Genomic DNA, 18,411 nt, shown 5'->3' with positions numbered 1-18,411 from the left:
TCAAGGATGATGAATAAACTGCGTTTTCCTCAGCGTTGGCTTCCCACCTTAGATGTGGTCACCACGGGATTATGGGGATTCTTGTTACTCAAATTATGGATCGGTGGAGAACTGAATTTACTGATTCACCCAGCCTACCATTGGCTGATCGTTATGGCCGGAGTGTGTTTACTTGGACTCAGTATAGTCAAGGGAGGGCAACTGTGGAAACATTACCAAAAACGTTTGGTTGACCGTCCTCGAAATTCTGGTGATTTGCGGGAGCATGTTACCCTATTGCCCCAGAGTTTCAGTTGCTATCTGTTATTATTTACGGCGATCCTTAGTCTAACCATTCGTCCCCAAGCGTTTACGTCTGAAACAGCTTTGAAACGAGGAGTGAATGATTTTGTCCCGGTTACAGAAATCACGCCCCAGTCATTTACGGCTGTGACGAGACCGGAGGAAAAGTCTTTGGTGGAATGGGTCAGGACTTTGAATGTTTATCCCGAACCGGATGCCTATACAGGGCAAAAGGTGCAGGTGAGTGGGTTTGTGATTCATCCCCCCGACTTTCCCCCAGAATATGGATTAGTTTCTCGGTTTATTATTACCTGTTGTGCGGCAGATGCTTATCCGATTGGTTTACCGGTTAAGTTTCCCGAATCTCGCGAAACCTATGCCCAAGATAGTTGGATTGAGGTAAAAGGAGAAATGGCAACAGAAGTTTTAAATGATGAGCGCAGGTTGGTAATTGTTGCCCAAGAAATTCAGCCCATTCCCGAACCTAGAAATCCTTATAACTACTAAAGCTATTGTATTATCGATGGGTAGAAGCATGAATATTCCCGATTATTTAATGGATTTTTACACCGCCAAAATCGAACCCAAGGTTAAAGATTGGCAACCTCTGGATCGCGTGGTAATTGGGGTAGTCATTGTGCTATTTGTGGTCATGTTTTTCCTAGTCATTACCGGCAGGAATGCCGCGCCCAGGGTAAGGGCATTTACTTGGGAAAATAAAACGATTATGGCTCAAGATAAGGCATTTATTTTGCAATTTAGTCATCCCATGAATCGGGAAAGTGTAGAAAATAATCTGAAAATTGAACCGTCGTTATCGGGTAAAACCAGTTGGGCCGGTCGCAGAATGGCGTATACGTTAAATAAGCCTGCACCCTATGGGACAGAATTTAAGGTGCAAATTGAAGGGGCAAGGGATCAATATTCTGATGCTCGACAGGGAGCGACTATTCAACCTTTTGTGGGTCAATTTAGAACTCGCGATCGCGTGTTTGTCTATATTGGCAATCAGGGCGAAGAGTCGGGGCGCTTAATTCTCTATAATCTGACTCAAAATCATCTAGAGATCCTCAGCCCGCCTAATCTGGAGGTGATGGCCTTTGAGCCATATCCCGATCGCGATCGCATCCTCTTTTCAGCACGGGATACGGAAGCCGAGAGTGAGGAACTGATCGAGCAAAAGCTTTATACCACCACCACCGGCTTAAAATCTGGGGAAAATCCGGGGATTATCGAAGACATTCTAGACAACGAAACCCATCAAAATCTGGCCTTCGATCTCTCTCCTGACGGTAAAACCATTGTAGTACAACGGGTGAATCGTGACGACCCCGGAGATTTTGGCCTCTGGCTAATTCCGGAAAAAGGAGACCCCTATCCCATGGAAAACCAACCCGGAGGAGAATTTTTAATTACTCCCGATTCCCAGGCTTTAGCCCTCTTACAAGGAGAAGGGGTTGCCCTGCTTCCCCTCTATCCGGATGACTCCGAACCCACGAACCAACCCTTAGACTTTCTGCCTAAATTTGGTCAAATTCTCAGCTTTGCCCCCGATGGTTCCGCCGCGACGATGATCAAATTTAATACCGACTTCACGCGATCGCTCTATCTCGTCACCAACCAAGGAACCGAAAAAGAACTACTCAAAACCAATGGATCAATTAAAGCCTGCGAATTTGACCCCACCCAAACCCTACTCTATTGTTTGCTCTCCGAACTCTTACCCGGAGAGGTGTACCAAGAACTGCCCTATATTAGCCTCATCGATCTAGAAACCAGCAAGCAAATTCCCTTAGTCGGCTTGCCCAACCAACGGGAAATCCAGATCAGTTTATCCCCCGATGGCGTGGCGATTTTGTTCGATCACAACCAAGTCGATGCCCTCGAAGACTCCCCAGCTACTCCTCCAGAGAACTCAGTCAACAGTAACCTTTGGATCTTACCGATTATTGATGCCGACCAATTAAAGGAAGATCCCCAAATTAAACCCGAAGTTCTGCCCTTAAAAGGCTCCGATCCTCAATGGTTACCTTAACCCGGCTCTCCTCCATCGGCTGACGCAATGGTGTAATCTAGTTTCCTCCTATGCTCAACCGGTTGACGTACACTAGGGGGGACTGGAGTAACAGCTCCGGTCAATCAAAACCCGATTTTACTCCAGTTCAGGGAACCCATCACCAGTTTTCATGGAAACACAAGAGTTATTCAATCGCTATCGACAAGGAGAACGGGATTTTGCCCATGTAGACCTCAGTGGCGCTCACCTCAGTGGGGCAAGTTTACGGCAAATTGATTTGACTGGGGCAGATTTAACTGGAGCCAATTTAACTTGGGTATCGCTCAATGAAGCCAATCTTACAGGAGCCTGTTTGCGACATGCGGATTTAAGTAATGTGGTTTTAACCAGTAGTCAATTAAAGGGTTGTAATTTCAGTGGGGCGAATTTAACTAAGGCGGATTTACGCTTATCCCGAATCCAGGAAGCAGAACTCAATTGGGCGATCCTGACAGAAGCAGATTTAACCAGTGCTGATTTGCAAAATTCAACGTTAGATCAAATTAATTTAGAACGGGCAAAGCTAACGAGTGTGAATTTAAGCAAAACGGAGTTAATGGAAGCAAATCTGCGTCATGCAAATTTGACGGGAGCCAATTTAACAGGGGCGAATTTACGGGAGAGCCATTTAGAGGAGGCCAATTTACGCAATGCAATTTTGGTTGAGGTGAATTTAACGGAGGCGAATTTACTCAACTGTTGTCTGCGATCGGCTGATTTAAGTCGAGCGGATTTACATCGAGTGATTCTTACGGGGGCTGATTTAAGCGATGCAATGCTAGATTATGCCGATTTGAGTCGGGCTGATTTGGCTGGAGCGTATTTGCTGAAAACGAGCTTTAAGAATTCTCATTTGTTGCGAACGAATTTAGAAGATGTTTATCTGTTGCAAGGAAATTTAAGTCATGCCAATTTACGGGGGTCGAATCTCAGACGGGCCGATTTAAGTGGATCTTATTTGAGTGATGCCAATTTGGGGGAAACGGATCTGACGGATGCTCTGTTATTGGAAACTCGACTGATTCGGACAATTTTAGATGGTTGTAATTTAACGGGTGCGTGTATCCAAAATTGGAAAATTGAGGGTGTTGATTTATCTAAGGTCATCTGTCGATATTTGTGGAGACAATATAATTTTACGACGAAACGTCCCACCAGCCGCTATCCAGTGAATCGAGATTTTGAGCCAGGAGAACTGGGGCAAGAGTATCAAGAAAGTAGTACAACGATTGAGGTTTTGTTTAGCGAGCCGCCCAATTGGGAAGTGTTGATTCTGACTTTGGCGGAATTGCAACAGGAAAATTTAGAGCTGCATTTAACGATTGAATCTTATGTGCCGATGGATCATCAATATTTGCTGAGGTTATTAGCGAATCATGTGGTGAATGCCAAAATACTTTCTGAACAGATTTTGAATTTGTATCCGGAAGTTAAGGAACGGTTTACGCTGTGTCGCCAGCAATTATTGAGCCTTTTGAAACATCCAACTTTACCTGAATCTCGACCTGTGGTAAATCAGAGTCCCCCACCCCCTCCGCCTCCGAAACCGATGCTCGATCGCCAACAGCAGTTGTATCAGGAGACCTCGAAGCAGATTAAGTCGATTCTGTTTTCCCAACTACCGGAGCAGTTTGTGGCTAATATTGAACGGTTGTTAAATTATTTGAAAGAGGAAGGGATTGCCCTAGAGCAGCTCCAGAAAAAGGTGATTGTGTCAGCTATAGTGCAGCGATCGCAACAGGATGAGGCTTTTCGTAATAGCTTGCTTCAGTGGGAGAAAAAGGCTTCTCCAGAAATGCGGGTGTCCATGATGGGGAAGTCGGTGCGGGTGGCGATCGCCATTTTATGGAAAAAGCAGAAGCAGGAAAACTCATCCGAATTGAGTTGAACTGTGAAATCTCCTTGATTATTCATACTCAATCCCTGATAATTATTCCATGGGCCTAAGTTAAGGCACGCAAACTCAAGAGGGGGATTTAGGGATGGCAGCTAGTGATGACTTCAAAGCCGCGCTCAAAGCTGGGAATATTAAAGATGCTCTACAAATTGCTTTGAGCGAAGCCGTCGAACTTGATATTAAAACCTGGGTTGCCGACGGCGTTCGCTATGAACGTCCTGCGAACTCTCATCCAACCGACAGTGCAACTCAGGCGACATCAGGTTATCAGATGCGAACTCGGATCAACATCATAGAAGGCAAAATTGATACCGAAGTAGGGAGTCATTTTGTGGGGAATGGCCCTTACACTGAGCTAAAAGACTTTCATCTGAGTCAAATTGACGAAAGCCGCGATATCCTGGAACAGAACTTAGATAACCTAGAGCAACTCTTTGCTATCTTGGCCGCAAGCATGAAGAAAATCTCTTCAGTACAAGCGGCTCAACTCTCTAGCTCTAAACCCTCCAACCTACTCAAGGGTAAATAGATGGGTTTGTGAAAACAGTATCAAACTTGTGCAAATTTCAGATAGCATAGACAGGTGTTTAGGTTTGCTCATATGGGGTCGAGTATCGGCTTCCGGCATCGATTAACGAGGAACTATCATCATGGCAGCCACTGACGACTTTCGGGAAGCAATCAAAGCAGGAGAACTCCTCGATGCTTTGAAAACCGCCTTAAGTGAATCAATAGAACTGGAAATCACGACCTGGATCTCCTTAGCCGATCCCTATAGCGTCAACCCAGATGAGCAACCAGAATCCCAACCGGGTTATCGGATGCATAGCCGGATTAATATCGTTGATGGCGAAATCGATACCGAAGTGGGTAGTCACTTTGTGGGGAATGGGCCTTTTACTGAACTGCGAGAGTTCCACATTAATCAGATTCGATCGAGTCGGCAAATCATTAAACGCAATCTTAACAGTATTCAAAAACTGTTTGGATTATGGGCAGAGATGCAACAAACTGAGTTTGAGACGGTGGTGACTCATCTGGAAACAGTTGCGGGTCAAAATAATGAGAGCGCTCCTTCTTCGGAGGAAAACTCAGAAACCGTGGATTGGGAGGTAGAAGTGCCTCCAGTGGAAGATAGGGGTGAGGAAATGGGCGATCGCCCCCCAGAACCTTCCCTACCCCCCTCAGAAGACCCCGAAGAGGACTTTTTCGACTCTTTTGATACTCAACCGGTTGAAACTCAACCCGAAACCCCCTCAGATCCCCTCGATGACATTTTTGGGGAAAATGAACCCGAATCTTCATCAGAGAGCCAAAAACAAACCGATCTCAGCCTAGAAACCATTGCGGCAGCAGCCGGATTTACCGCCGCCGCCGTTGCGGTTACCTCAGCAGCACAAGCATCTGAACCGGAAGAACAACCAGACGATCCCTCAGAAGACACTAACGATCTAGAGATCGAATCTGAAGAACCTCTAGATGATGAAGAAGAAGAGATCATGAGCGCCTTTGATGCGACTTACTCAGATGCGGCTCAATCCGATCTAGAGGAAAGTTCAGAAGCGATCGCCGAAGGTGCGATCGAAGAACCCCCCTTAATCCCCATTGAAGACTCTCCAGAAATCCCCGAACTAGACACAGACCTAGAATCTTCAACCCTAGAAACTGAAATCGATTCATCATTACCCAGTGTCGATTCTAGCTTAGACCCAGAAGACGATGAAATTATGGCTGCATTTGATGCTGATGATTCCGAAGTTGGCTCGGAAGAATTAAGTGTAGAACCCGACCTAACCCCTTCAGAATTAGGAACCTTACCCGTCATCGATGCAGTCCAACTAGAAACCGAAAGTGCTGATTCATCTTTGTCTGAAATAACTGACTCGAGCGATCAAGATTTATTAGAAAGTTTCGATACAGAAGAAGGAACCCCTGATTCCCCAATAGATTCCTTACCCACCGATATCCAAGAGTCCTCTGCTGAAACTTCTCAACAGCCAGAAGAAAACTTGCCCGATCTAGAGTCGTCCGACGAAGATTCAGACGAAGATGATATTATGGCAGAGTTTGATGCTCAATATGGAACAACACACCAAGAAACAGACACAGAATCTTCTGGCGATCTCTCTTCTCAAGAATCCTTAGAACAAGCTTCAGAAACGGAGGGGTTATGGGAAGAGGAAGAATCAGTAGAAACGCCCGTATTTGAAGAATCTTTAGACGAAGAATTGGTGGTAACGGAAGAAGATCCGTTTGCAGGTGAAGAAACTTCAGAAATGCAAGAATTGGAAGAATCTCTAGACGAAGAATTAGTGGTGACGGAAGAAGATCCGTTTGCTAGTGAAGAAACTTCAAAAATGGAAGAATTGGAAGAATCAGCAGAAGCAGATCCGTTTGCGGGCGAAGAAACTTCAGAAATGCAAGAATTGGAAGCATCGGCAGAAGAAGATCCGTTTGCGGGCGAAGAAACTTCAGAAATGCAAGAATTGGAAGCATCGGCAGAAGCAGATCCGTTTGCGGGTGAAGAGACTTCAGAAACGCCCGTATTTGAAGAATCTCTAGACGAAGAATTGGTAGTAACGGAAGAAGATCCATTTGCGGGCGAAGAAACTTCAGAAATGCAAGACTTGGAAGAATTGGTAGAAGAAGATCCATTTGCTAGTGACGAAACTTCAGAAACGGAGGGATTATGGGAAGAGGAAGAATCAGTAGAAACGCCGGTGTTTGAAGAATCGGTAGAAGAGGAATTGGTGGTGACGGAAGACGATCCGTTTGCTAGTGACGAAACTTCAGAAATGGAAGAATTGGAAGAATTGGTAGAAGCAGATCCGTTTGCTAGTGAAGAGACTTCAGAAACGGAGGGATTATGGGAAGAGGAAGAATTAGTAGAAACGCCGGTGTTTGAAGAATCGGTAGAAGAGGAATTGGTGGTGACGGAAGAAGATCCGTTTGTTGGTGAAGAGACTTCAGAAATGCAAGAATTGGAAGAATCGGCAGAAGCAGATCCGTTTGCTAGTGAAGAGACTTCAGAAACGGAAGGATTATGGGAAGAGGAAGAATCAGTAGAAACGCCGGTGTTTGAAGAATCGGTAGAAGAGGAATTGGTGGTGACGGAAGACGATCCGTTTGCTAGTGAAGAGACTTCGGAAATGGAAGGGTTATGGGAAGAGGAAGAATCAGTAGAAACGCCGGTGTTTGAAGAATCGGTAGAAGAGGAATTGGTGGTGACGGAAGACGATCCGTTTGCTAGTGAAGAGACTTCAGAAATGGAAGGGTTATGGGAAGAGGAAGAATCAGTAGAAACGCCCGTATTTGAAGAATCGGTAGAAGAGGAATTAGTGGTGACGGAAGAAGATCCGTTTGCGGGTGAAGAATCGGGAGATCTGCTCACGGATGAATCCCAAGAATTGTTATGGGAAAAAATAGAAGAAGCGGAAGGAGATCCGTTTGGGAGTTCCGAGCAAGAGTCATTGGATATTCCACAAGTATCAGAGGAACAAGAAGCAGAAATTTTAAGCGAGTTTGAAACGGATACGATGTCAGAGACGATCTGGAACGATCCAACCTCTTCCGAGGAATTTTCTGGGGAAACAGAAGAGTTACTCGATGTATTTGCAGAAGAGGAAGTGCAAACGCCTTTGGAAGCTCCGGATTTTTCTGGGGGTGTGACTGAGGATCGGGGTGTGGAAGAAGAGGAGGATCTGTTAGATGTTTTTGGGGATACGGAGGAGTTAGATTTTCCGTCCGTTGATGAGGGAACTATAGAGGCTGAAGATCCGGCTCAAGCTCGATCGCGCAGAGATGCGGAAGCGGTGAAGGAAATTGAGGCAGATATGGGGGATCTGTGGGAGGAGTCACCTGTGAGTCATACTGCACCGACGGTGGTGGAGCCAGAGTCAGAAGAAATGATTGACGAATTTGCCCAAGAGGGGTTAGATTCCTCTGGGGAGTCAGATCGAGATTCAGTTTTGGATCGCTCAGATGGACTAGACGATCTGTTGTCTGAGGATTGGGAGACAGAGGAGGAGGCGATCGCCCCTGCGGCCACGACAGAAGAACTGATGTTAGAAGAGGAGGATGAGGTTGACCCCTTAGCAGATTTGTTTGCTGATGAAGAAGAGGCCGATCCTTTTGGCGAGTCTCTAGACTCATTCGAGCAATCAACCCAAGAAGATTCAGAACTCTTTGATGATTTGGATGAAGATCCTTTTGCTGATTTAGAAGATCCTTTTGAGGACAAAAAATCTTAGAATTAGAGTTCTCTGTCGGCTCAGAGATTCTCTAGCCTAGTCGATCTATACTTTTTTCAATAGGAGTGAAATGGTTATGCCTGATTCAACTGAGATAACGCCCACCCAGGATGGGCAACCAACACAAACCTCTAGTCTTCAGCGTCGGTTTAGTGATTTTGTCATTGGGTTGGGTGAAGTCCTCACCGATATGACTGCCTTGGAAGTGAATACGATGGTGGTGGCTCAGATTACGGGGAGCAAATTTGTCCCCCAAGAGGCCTATCGTTATATTTATGAGATTCCGGAGCATGAAGGGGATGAACAATATTTTTATGAGCGTAAAATTCCGCCAGCTCTTTACCATCGCTATTATGGATTGCGTCGTAAAATGCTGATGGAGTATCGCCAGGTACTTAATAGTCCGACGAATGATTTATTCGATCCTCAAGAGCGACTGCCGAATCCAGACGATCCCAAGGATGAGGAAAAGCTACAGCAGTTGCTCTCGAATGGGCGTTTTTTACGGGGTTTGCGTAAACTGCTAGAACTGAAAGCGGCTTTGGATAGTCAAGATCTCAGTTCTGAGTCAACGGATATTATTTATGCCCAAACGGTGATGCAGCTCGATGGTGATATTATTAATCGCTACCATGAGCAACTGTTGAGTTTCGATCAGAAGGAGTTGTTGATCCAAATTCATAATGAGGGGGTGAGTTCTGGGGAACGGCAATGGCGCGGTTTGCTGGAGTTTATGGTGGAGATTGTGCAAAATATTCTGGAAAAAAGTACGGATGGACGGTTTAGATTACCGGCTGCTACGTTTGTTAATCCTAATCGGTAGATGAGACTCCAAAGGAGAGTGTGTTTAAGTTTATCCGAAATACGGCAGAGCGGGTGCGATCGCTGGTAAATCCCCCAGAAACCCCAGGAAGCTTGATTGCGCCTTGTATTCGAGCGGAAGAGGGCGAATTTGTATTTTATCTGAATCCGTTGATGCTCAGGCAAATTGAGGGAGTGCGGTTGGGAGGCGATCGCCTAATTATCCCCCCCCGCCAGTTGGCTCGTCTCCTGGTGGATCTGAGGCAACTGGTAGTTGTTGATACGACCTCTTGGGGAACGATTCAATCTGCCTTGACATTTAAGACATTCTATGTAGGCAATGAGGCGAAGGAAGGCAAGTTTCTATTACGGACGGTGCTATCTCCGGATGGTGACATTATCAACCAAGTAGGTCGAGAGTTACTGAACAAACCGGAGTGTTTGCGAGTGGTTCAAAGCCACAATTGGTTGATTAATGAGCTGTTGAGTTTCTTGCAATTGAGAACGACTCAGTTGGTCGATCGCATTGCTTGGGCGATCGCCATGCTGACGATCTGGATTCCAGACGCGATCTTGGTGATCAGAAACCTGATCGTCGTTCTTCAAGACCCTGGCGCTCTTCAACAAGTCCTGATCTCCCTATTGCTTTGGGTGGTTTTACCCGCAGTCATTGGCACATTTCTGGGCTTTTGGTTCCGGGACTGGTTAATTCGGCGGATGATGACAACGCTTCCCCGGCTCAGTTCTTGGGCTTTGCGAGAATTGTTTACTTCTCGACCCACATTAACCAAACGCATTGCCCAACAAATTTGGGGACAATTCGGGGTCTGATTGAGTAATCAGTTTTTCCCCTTACCAATTATATCAAGTCCGGTTATTCATGTCCGCGAAGCGGAAACACCATAATTAAAAGTCTAGGGAGCGAGACGCTCCCACTCCAGAATATCAAGGTATTCCAGGAGTGCGGGCATCTTGCCCGCTTGTCTTTTCCCATTCACCGGACTTGATATTACCCATTACCCATTACCCATTACCCATTACCCATTACCCATTACCCATTACCCATTACCCATTACCCATTACCCAATCTGTGTCTGAAAGTACGATCGATATTCTGATTCTCTCCAATGGGCCGGGAGAATTAACCACTTGGGTGCGTCCAGTGGTCAAAGAAATTCGCCAAGCTTTAGGAGTCGATAACAACAGGGTTCGCATCTCGGTGGTGTTGTCTCCCTGTCCGAATGCGAGTGGTTCGGAAATGCAGATGGCGGCTGCTTGGCCAGAGGTGAACCGGGTTCAGGGGCCGGAGGATTTTATCCCTTTTTTATTGTGGGGGAAAACGGCCCAAAATTGGCCATGGAGCGATCGCGGTCTGGTACTTTTTCTGGGTGGCGATCAGTTTTTTACCCTGGTTTTAGGCAAGCGGTTGGGCTATCGAACCTTGGTTTATGCAGAATGGGAAGCCAGATGGCAGCCTTGGATTGACCAATTTGCGGTGATGAATCGGCAAGTTTTAGACAAAGTTAAGCCTTCATTATCCCATAAATTCACCGTAGTGGGAGATTTAATGGCAGACTCGGCCGAGTCTGTCTCAACATCAGAATATCCAGTTAACGGGGAGTTGATTGCCCTATTACCGGGGTCAAAACCGGATAAACTACGGCCGGGATTACCATTTTCGTTGGCGATCGCCCAATTAATCCATCAACAGCGCCCTCAAACCCAGTTTATCATTCCCGTTGCGCCGACCCTCGATATCCAAACCTTAGCCCAATTTGGTAATCCCCAATTCAATCCTACGTTGCACCATTGGCCCACAGGGGAAGCGGAGTTAATCCAAACCGGGCCCATACCGCGCCTCAAAACCCCCAGTAGCTTAGAAATTGACCTCTGGACTCCCTTTCCTGCCTATGACGTGCTAAGGCAATGTCAATTGTGTATCACCACTGTGGGGGCAAATACGGCAGAATTGGGGTCTTTGGGGATTCCCATGATCGTGTTATTGCCCACCCAACAGCTCGACGCGATGCGGAGTTGGGATGGCATTTGGGGACTATTAGCCCATTTACCAGCCGTGGGTTCGAGTCTGGCTAAAGCGATAAATAAAGCGATTTTATTCTGGAAACAGCAGCGAGGGGAATTTTTTGCCTGGCCCAATATTTGGGCAAATGAAATGATCGTGCCGGAATGGGTGGGACATTTAGAGGCTGAAGCCGTTGCCCAGCAAGTGATTGAGTATTTAGAGTATCCAGAGCAATTAGAAGAAATGGGCGATCGCCTCGCTCAGGTGCGCGGACACCGTGGAGCGGCAGCAGAATTAGCTCAGATGGCGATCGCACAAATAGACATCCCCTATAGCCCTGGGTGCTAGTCCCGTGACCCGGCTAAAGTCTTGCCATGAGGGGATTAAGAAGCCAGAGAATTCGACATAGGTAGATAACTCAAATCCACCTGTTCAACCTGGGGAGTATGTCCTAACCAACACACAGAACGACTCCTAAACTGTTGAGCCAAACCACTAACACAAAAGTAGGTCGGTTTAGGGGCACAAGTATGGCGCAAACCCAACAAATCTAGCTCTTGTGCCGTGGATTGAACCACATGAACTGCTGGATTAATGATTTGTACAGTTTTGGGCAACAGTTGACGAATCACCGAATCTAACAGAGGGTAATGGGTACAGCCATAAACCAGGGTATCAATCTTTTGTTGTAGCAAAGGTTGCAAATAGGAGCGAGCCACCTCATAAGTATAGGGATCGTTAATCCGATTTTGTTCAATCAGGGGCACAAACTCTGGGCAGCCCACTTGCCAAACCTGAACCGTCGGATCGACTTCAATCATAGCTTGGCGATAGGCTTGACTGGCAGCAGTAGCAGGAGTAGCAATTACCCCAATACGTTTACCCACAGAAACAGCCGCTCTCGCGGCTGGTAAAATCAATCCCAGGATGGGAACCGAGAACTCACCATTAATGGCTTCTAAGGCCAAGGCATTACTGGTATTACAAGCCATCACCACCATTTTCACCTGTTGGTTTTCCATCCAGGTAATAATTTCCCGTACAAATTGAATAATCTCTTCTGGCGATCGCGTACCATAGGGCAAGCGTGCCGTATCCCCAAAATAAATAATCGATTCCTGGGGAAGCTGACGATACAGTTCGCTCAGAACCGTCAGTCCACCCACACCGCTATCAAAAACCCCAATTGGCCGATGGTTGATGGTCATGCTTCGTATTTACTCCAAATCACTCACTCACACCATGGGGTTTAGCAATGGGTGCTTCCCCCCATTAATAGTTTTGCTGAATATGGCGCAGAATGCCATTGGCAATTCCTTGAGCCATCTGGCGACGGAAAACCGGATTAGCTAACTTCACCGAATCTTCCCGACCCGTGATAAAACCAGTTTCCACCAAGACAGAAGGCATGGATGTTTTCCTCAGCACATAAAATCTAGCACGCCGCACTCCGCGATCGCGAATATTTAAAGTTTGCAGAATACTATTCTGGATATCGCGAGCTAAACGTTCACCCGTTTGATAGTAAAATGTCTCCAGCCCATTCACTTCCGGACGGCTCATACTAATAGCATTCGCATGAATACTCACAAACAACGTCGCATTAGCTCGTTCGGCCGTCGCTACCCTAGGCGCTAAATCAATTTCCCGGTCATCCCGACGAGTCATCACCGTTTGCACCCCATTCTGTTCCAGGATAGCCGCCACTTGATTGGAGATATCCATCACAATATGTTTCTCTTGCAGTCCATTGCCCACTGCTCCAGGGTCTCTGCCCCCATGGCCGGGGTCAATCGCCACCCGAATGCGAGAATTACGAGGAGGAGTCGGAGTAGACGGACGAGGATTGGTTGTCGGAGGAGGTAAAGGTTGGGGACGAGGGGGAGTCGGAGGCAAAGGATTAGCCGGTGGCGGCACATTAATCGCAATTCCATCTTGAGGCGGTAGAGCAGATGGAGGTTGCGTCGGAGCAGGGCCCAGGGAAGAATTCACCGATGCCAGTTCCCGATTTCTGGGCCAAGGCTGTTGGGCCTCTTGACCCATGGAACCACGACTGCCGGAAATGGGAATAATCACTGCTCCAAACTTATTGGTTAACCCTTGCCAATCTGGACTGGCAGGAGTTACATCTAAAGTCACCCGCACGATAGAATCCTCCCGTTGGCTCATCTGGATTTGCCGTACCCCTCGACTATTAATCGGTAACGGTCTTTGGTGTAAATCCGGCGCTAAGGTCACCCCCTCAAAATCGATCGTAATTTGCTCTTGATCTGAGGTGCGTCTAACCGACTTGACTTTAGGCTTTTCGCCATTTACCCGTAAATAAAAGCCACCATCGGTCACCCGAATGGCTTCGACCACCGATGAAGCACTGCTAGGGGGGGCAGGCGTAGCAACAGGAGGAGGAACGGGTCGTTCATCCCGTTGAGGATTGGGAATTTGAACCGCCCATCGACGGGGGGAAATGCCTTGGAATTTGACTTGATTGGGGTCAAGGGTATAGCCCGGTGCAAGTTCCACCACTAAGCGGGTGGTATTAGAATTGAACTGGCCGGTGCGGACTGTGGCAATGCCAGGAGTATTGATCAACTGCTCTCGTAAGGCTCTGCCTAACTGAATGCCGGGTAAGTCAATCACCAGACGAGTCGGCCCGTAAATGAGCTGCGCCCTGGGCTGAACATTGGTATCGGTGGTAAATTCTAAACGATTGTTTCTGGCATCAAAGCGCCAATTTTCTAAACTGGCTGCATACACGGGAGATGAGAGCAGCCATAATCCTAAAACACCTGGTAAGAGCCAATGAAGTTTCACGCCGTTTCCTCGCTGATGATAGTGATACGCCCTTGCTGCTCCGACTCACTACCTAAGCTTTGGAAATGAACCCGCTATGAGGGCGTGAAACTTTCCGAACGTAGCTCTAGTAGTATTGCCGGATGTACAGCAAAATTCCATTGGCGATCGCCTGAGCCATCTGACTTCTAAAGGCCGGATTCATTAACCTGGGAGCATCCTGGGCCCCAGTCACAAATCCAGTTTCCACTAATACGGCGGGCATCGAAGTTCTACGCAGGACGTAAAAGCGAGCGCGTTTTACTCCCCGGTCTCTCATCGGTATGCTCCGGAGGATGGAACCTTGAATCATCTGGGCTAGACGAGCGCCACTGTTGTAATAGTACGTTTCTACTCCATTGACATCCGGGCGACTCATACTAATTGCATTGGCATGAATGCTAACAAAGAGGGTGGCGTTGACTCGCTCGGCCAGATTCACCCTAGGAGCAAGGTCAATTTCTACTTCGCGATCGCGGGTTAACACCACTTGCACCCCATTTTGTTGCAAAATAGCCGCCACTTGCCGAGAGATATCTAAAACCACATCCGTTTCTCGCAATCCACGAATGCCGACTGCACCGGGATCGCGACCCCCATGACCCGGATCGATCACCACCCGAATCCGAGAATTGGGCGTGCGTCCTGGAGAAGGCAGGGGCCATTGGGTACGGGGTGGAGTCGTCGGCTGAGGAGGGAGAGGATTAGCCGGTCTAGGGACGGGAATGGGAATGTTTGCGGAGGGAGGATTAGGAGTTGTGGCAATGGGGGGGAGGGCAGTTGTGCCTGACCCCAAGGATAGGGAAATCACCTGAGAACCCGGTTGATTAATCTGTCCCAAGCTAAATCCAGAACGAGGGGTCATGGAAATCACCACCGTTTGCTCGTCAGCTTGTTGCACATCAAAACGGGTAAAGGGACTATTTCCCCCTGTAGGCATCTGGGGCGGATTTTGTCCTAAGCGAGCGGGAGATAATCTTAAGGTATAGACCGAAGGATTGGGCCAGTCGCCCACCGCATTCATTCGGCCACTGGCGCGAATCACCAATTGAGAATTCGTGCTATTGCCAGACACCTCGATCGCCTGAATTAGGGGCGGTTGACTCGGATCGGGCACATTGGGATCGGGGGCTTCAATCTCGCGACCGGCCGGCCAAGGGTTAGCACTAGCCACATCAGTTCCACTGCCTGCTCTGGGAATCAGAACCACCCCTAACCGACTGGATAAGGCTTGCCAATCTGCACTATTCGGGTTGACATTGAGGGTAATGCGGGTTCCTGTTTCATCCCCCTCTAAGGGACTGAGAATCAGTTGATTAACCCCTCGGCTATTAATGTTTAAGCGTCTGGGGTTTAAGTTATCGGGTAAACTCACCCCTTCGAGATCGATTTCAATTTGGCGCTGGTCTGAAGAGCGCTCAACCCTGGCAATTTCTGCGGGAGTTGTGGTGCGAATGAAAAACCCATCCCCAGTGATGCGAACGGCTTCAATTTTATTGCCCGTGCTGCTGCGGTTGGGGGAGGGTTGTTGAGCCACCGGCCGAGAAGGGGGAGGTGAAGTTAAGGTGGGCTGAGGATTAGAGCGCCTTGGGGTGCTGCTCTCTCGTTGGGGTTGGGGCAGTTGCACCGTCCATCGGGAAGGAGAAGATCCCACAAATCTGACTTGAGAGGGGTCGAGGGTGTAGCCAGAGTTTAATTCAATGACGATGCGGGTGGTGTTGCGCTCAAATTGCCCAGTTCTGACTTGTTTAATGCCTGGGGTAGAGACCAGTTGGGAGCGAATTTGGTTGCCCAAACTGGTTCCCGGTAGATCGATTACTAAGCGGGTGGGGTTAAAGATCAGTTGAGCGCTGGGTTGAACTCGGCCATTGGTGGCAAATTCCAGACGATTGTTTCTGGCATCAAACCGCCAATATTGTAAACTGGCTGCTTGGACTGGAGCTGACCAAAGCCAGAGTCCTAAAAGGCTAGATAATAACCAATGCAGTTTCACAGATGGGCCTCTAGAAGAGTGACTAAATTTCATGACGGTTGATTGGGAGGAGTCTGTAAGTAACAGTCAAGTCACTATATTACAAGTGCTGACCAAAAAAAAGATGGGGGGGCAATCTCGGTAGCGATCGCGATCTAGTCGCGATTCTAACGGTATGATTGCACCCCCACTATCTGTTGTTCAATGCTGATTGTAATGCCGATGGGCGGCGATCGCCTGATTATTTGCTCGATTCCGATTTGGCGATCGCTGCGGGTTCTTTGCTCGGTTCTCCACTGGATGGTTCTGATTGTTGAAAAGCCACTCTCAATAAGGGGGGCGCAACAAACGTGGTCAAAATGACCATCACAATAATCGCCGCATCCAAGGATTCTGGCAATACACCACTGGCAGAACCGACTCCAGCAAAGACTAATCCGACTTCGCCCCGTGGAATCATGCCCACACCAATGGCAATCCGATTCACCGGTTCACCGCCGAAGAGGGTAAATCCACTGACTACTTTACCAACTATCGCCACTATCACCAGGAAACTGGCAATAATCAGGCCTTCTCGGTTACTGGGCACAGCAGGGTTGAGAACGGATAGATCGGTTTGCGCCCCTACCGTGACGAAGAAGACGGGAACGAGCATAAATCCAATCGGTTCTACTAATTCTTCGAGTTCTCGATGTTTCTCCGTTTCTCCCAAAATTAGACCGGCTGTAAAGGCTCCTAAAATGGCTTCGAGTTGGATAATTGCACCGATATAGGCAAAGATAAAGGCGATAATTAATCCACCAATTAACAGTGTTCCTGGGGTGGTGAGTTTGTTAAGCATCCCCATAAAATAGGGCATTAAGAGACGACCCAGGAAAATCGAGCCAATTAGGAAAGCAGCAGCACTGATCACCAAATAAACAATGCTCGATACTTCAACTTCTCCTTTTTCCGCTAAGGAAGCCACGATCGCCAGAATAATAATGCCGAGGATATCATCTAATACGGCTGCGCCGATAATGATTTGTCCTTCTTTGTCATTCAGACGTTTAATTTCTGCCAGCACTTTCGCCGTAATGCCAATACTGGTCGCCGTCAAAGCTGCACCGGCAAAGATGGCGGGAATATTGGGCACGTTGAAAAAATAAATCAGTCCCAATGTACCGGTTAAAAACGGGACGACTACCCCAGTCACGGCCACTAATGCCGATTGCACTCCGGCATCAATAAGTTGTTTTAAATCTGATTCTAAACCAATTTGAAACAGGAGAAAAATAACTCCTAATTCTGATAAAACGGAGATGACTTCACTTTCAGCCAGAAAAACACCATTGGCTCCTTCCGGGGTTAAACCGGCTGTTTTTTCCAGTAAGGTAATAATCAAGGATTCATCGGCTGTTGCTCCACCTTCTGGAAAAACCAGAAATTTGAACACAGAGACCCCGATAATCACCCCTCCCAAAAGTTCTCCTAGGACGGGAGGTAAGTCAAGGCGAGCGCATAATTCGCTACCAATTTTACTGGCAAGATAGATGGTAACGAGGCTCAGAAGAACCCCAGCTAAGACGAGGGTAGCGCTGGGTGGCTCTTGGCTTTCAGTTGCTGTGGCTAATAAGGGGGTGAGGCTGGTTGGGGTGTGAGAACACACCCAAGGGAGTATTTCAACCATTATGTTATTTAACTCATCGATGTCTACTGTACAGGTTCTTTACAAATTTGACATACTCCCCACTCTAAAGAGATGGGGATTCTCCGGCTAATCAAACAGACTAAGCTGCTTAACTGACGGTTGGTTTGACAAAGCTATCGGATTGCCAGAAACCCTGGTCTTATGCCCGTTCTTTATCCATTTAGAGTCGTGGGTATGCCCTGCCCCGACTTTTTCTATGTTTTTGGCAGCATTCTCATCTCTATCATGTTCAGTTCCGCAATTGAGACAAACAACGGAACGAATAGATAAGTCTATTTTGCCCCATTTATAGCCGCACTCTGAACAAGTTTGAGATGTTGGTTCCCAACGACTGATAACATTAGAGAAGGCTACACCTAAATCTCGCACAGACTGCTGTAAAGGAACACTTGAAACATCAGATAGCCAATGCCGTTCAGGAGTCTTTTTAGCTTGAGTGATTACCTGTTTTTGTAGCTCTGAGTTACTCGGCCACTTTTCTCCTGATGGGGTTGATTTAACTCTAGTCAAAGCATCATTCCACACAACGCGACAACAGCCAAACAACTGGGCAAGTTTTTGTGTCTGGCGCTGGGTTGGATAGATTCGATATTGGTATCGCGCTCTCATCT

12 protein-coding genes and 2 pseudogenes are annotated in these 18,411 nt (G+C 47.5%); 8 read left to right on the top strand and 6 right to left on the bottom strand.

Features of this window, described 5'->3' with window-relative positions; translation table 11 throughout:
* The first annotated feature begins 9 nt into the window (after positions 1 to 9).
* The 8 genes from PJF56_RS08000 to PJF56_RS07965 all read left to right on the top strand — a co-directional run bounded on the left by PJF56_RS08000 (position 10) and on the right by PJF56_RS07965 (position 11,657).
* Positions 10 to 789 carry a TIGR03943 family putative permease subunit gene (locus tag PJF56_RS08000; protein WP_283762130.1) on the top strand — a complete coding sequence of 260 codons (780 nt, stop codon included), beginning with the start codon at positions 10 to 12 and terminating at the stop codon, positions 787 to 789.
* A gap of 28 nt (positions 790 to 817) precedes the next feature.
* Entirely contained in the window at positions 818 to 2,317 is a 1,500-nt protein-coding gene (locus PJF56_RS07995; RefSeq protein WP_283762129.1) for a TolB-like translocation protein, read from the top strand.
* A 151-nt stretch (positions 2,318 to 2,468) separates the two neighbouring features.
* Positions 2,469 to 4,226 (top strand): pentapeptide repeat-containing protein, encoded by a 1,758-nt coding sequence (locus PJF56_RS07990; protein ID WP_283762128.1) that lies wholly within the window; start codon positions 2,469 to 2,471, stop codon positions 4,224 to 4,226.
* A gap of 94 nt (positions 4,227 to 4,320) precedes the next feature.
* A complete protein-coding gene (locus PJF56_RS07985) occupies positions 4,321 to 4,764 on the top strand; it encodes a hypothetical protein (protein ID WP_283762127.1) in 444 nt (147 codons plus the stop codon).
* A gap of 121 nt (positions 4,765 to 4,885) precedes the next feature.
* Complete coding sequence (locus tag PJF56_RS07980; RefSeq protein ID WP_283762126.1) at positions 4,886 to 8,485, top strand: hypothetical protein; 3,600 nt, start codon at positions 4,886 to 4,888, stop codon at positions 8,483 to 8,485.
* A gap of 76 nt (positions 8,486 to 8,561) precedes the next feature.
* Positions 8,562 to 9,308, top strand: coding sequence for a hypothetical protein (locus PJF56_RS07975; protein ID WP_283762125.1), 747 nt, complete (start codon positions 8,562 to 8,564; stop codon positions 9,306 to 9,308).
* A 20-nt stretch (positions 9,309 to 9,328) separates the two neighbouring features.
* Positions 9,329 to 10,117, top strand: coding sequence for a hypothetical protein (locus PJF56_RS07970; protein ID WP_283762124.1), 789 nt, complete (start codon positions 9,329 to 9,331; stop codon positions 10,115 to 10,117).
* Positions 10,118 to 10,376: 259 nt separating this feature from the next.
* Positions 10,377 to 11,657: a glycosyltransferase family protein gene (locus tag PJF56_RS07965; RefSeq protein ID WP_347179485.1), complete on the top strand. Its 1,281-nt coding sequence runs from the start codon at positions 10,377 to 10,379 to the stop codon at positions 11,655 to 11,657.
* Between the two features lie 35 nt (positions 11,658 to 11,692).
* On the opposite strand, the gene murI is transcribed toward PJF56_RS07965, so the two are convergent.
* From murI to PJF56_RS22335, 6 genes and pseudogenes are all read right to left on the bottom strand, one after another.
* The gene (gene murI / locus PJF56_RS07960) at positions 11,693 to 12,517 is read right to left on the bottom strand and encodes a glutamate racemase (RefSeq protein ID WP_283762122.1); all 825 of its coding nucleotides are present in this window, start codon (positions 12,515 to 12,517) and stop codon (positions 11,693 to 11,695) included.
* Between the two features lie 64 nt (positions 12,518 to 12,581).
* Positions 12,582 to 14,120: an N-acetylmuramoyl-L-alanine amidase gene (locus PJF56_RS07955; protein ID WP_283762121.1), complete on the bottom strand. Its 1,539-nt coding sequence runs from the start codon at positions 14,118 to 14,120 to the stop codon at positions 12,582 to 12,584.
* 106 nt (positions 14,121 to 14,226) lie between these two features.
* On the bottom strand, positions 14,227 to 16,164 hold the full coding sequence (locus PJF56_RS07950) for an N-acetylmuramoyl-L-alanine amidase (RefSeq protein ID WP_283762120.1): 1,938 nt from the start codon (positions 16,162 to 16,164) through the stop codon (positions 14,227 to 14,229).
* 187 nt (positions 16,165 to 16,351) lie between these two features.
* Positions 16,352 to 17,779: a cation:proton antiporter gene (locus tag PJF56_RS07945; RefSeq protein ID WP_283762119.1), complete on the bottom strand. Its 1,428-nt coding sequence runs from the start codon at positions 17,777 to 17,779 to the stop codon at positions 16,352 to 16,354.
* 87 nt (positions 17,780 to 17,866) lie between these two features.
* Positions 17,867 to 18,082 (bottom strand): annotated as a pseudogene (locus PJF56_RS22340) (zinc ribbon domain-containing protein); the annotation flags it as partial.
* Positions 18,083 to 18,139: 57 nt separating this feature from the next.
* Positions 18,140 to 18,409 (bottom strand): annotated as a pseudogene (locus PJF56_RS22335) (helix-turn-helix domain-containing protein); the annotation flags it as partial.
* Positions 18,410 to 18,411 lie beyond the last annotated feature (2 nt).

This window comes from Roseofilum halophilum BLCC-M91, from assembly GCF_030068445.1.
GTDB lineage: Bacteria > Cyanobacteriota > Cyanobacteriia > Cyanobacteriales > Desertifilaceae > Roseofilum > Roseofilum halophilum.
This window is presented reverse-complemented; position numbering and strand designations above follow the sequence as displayed.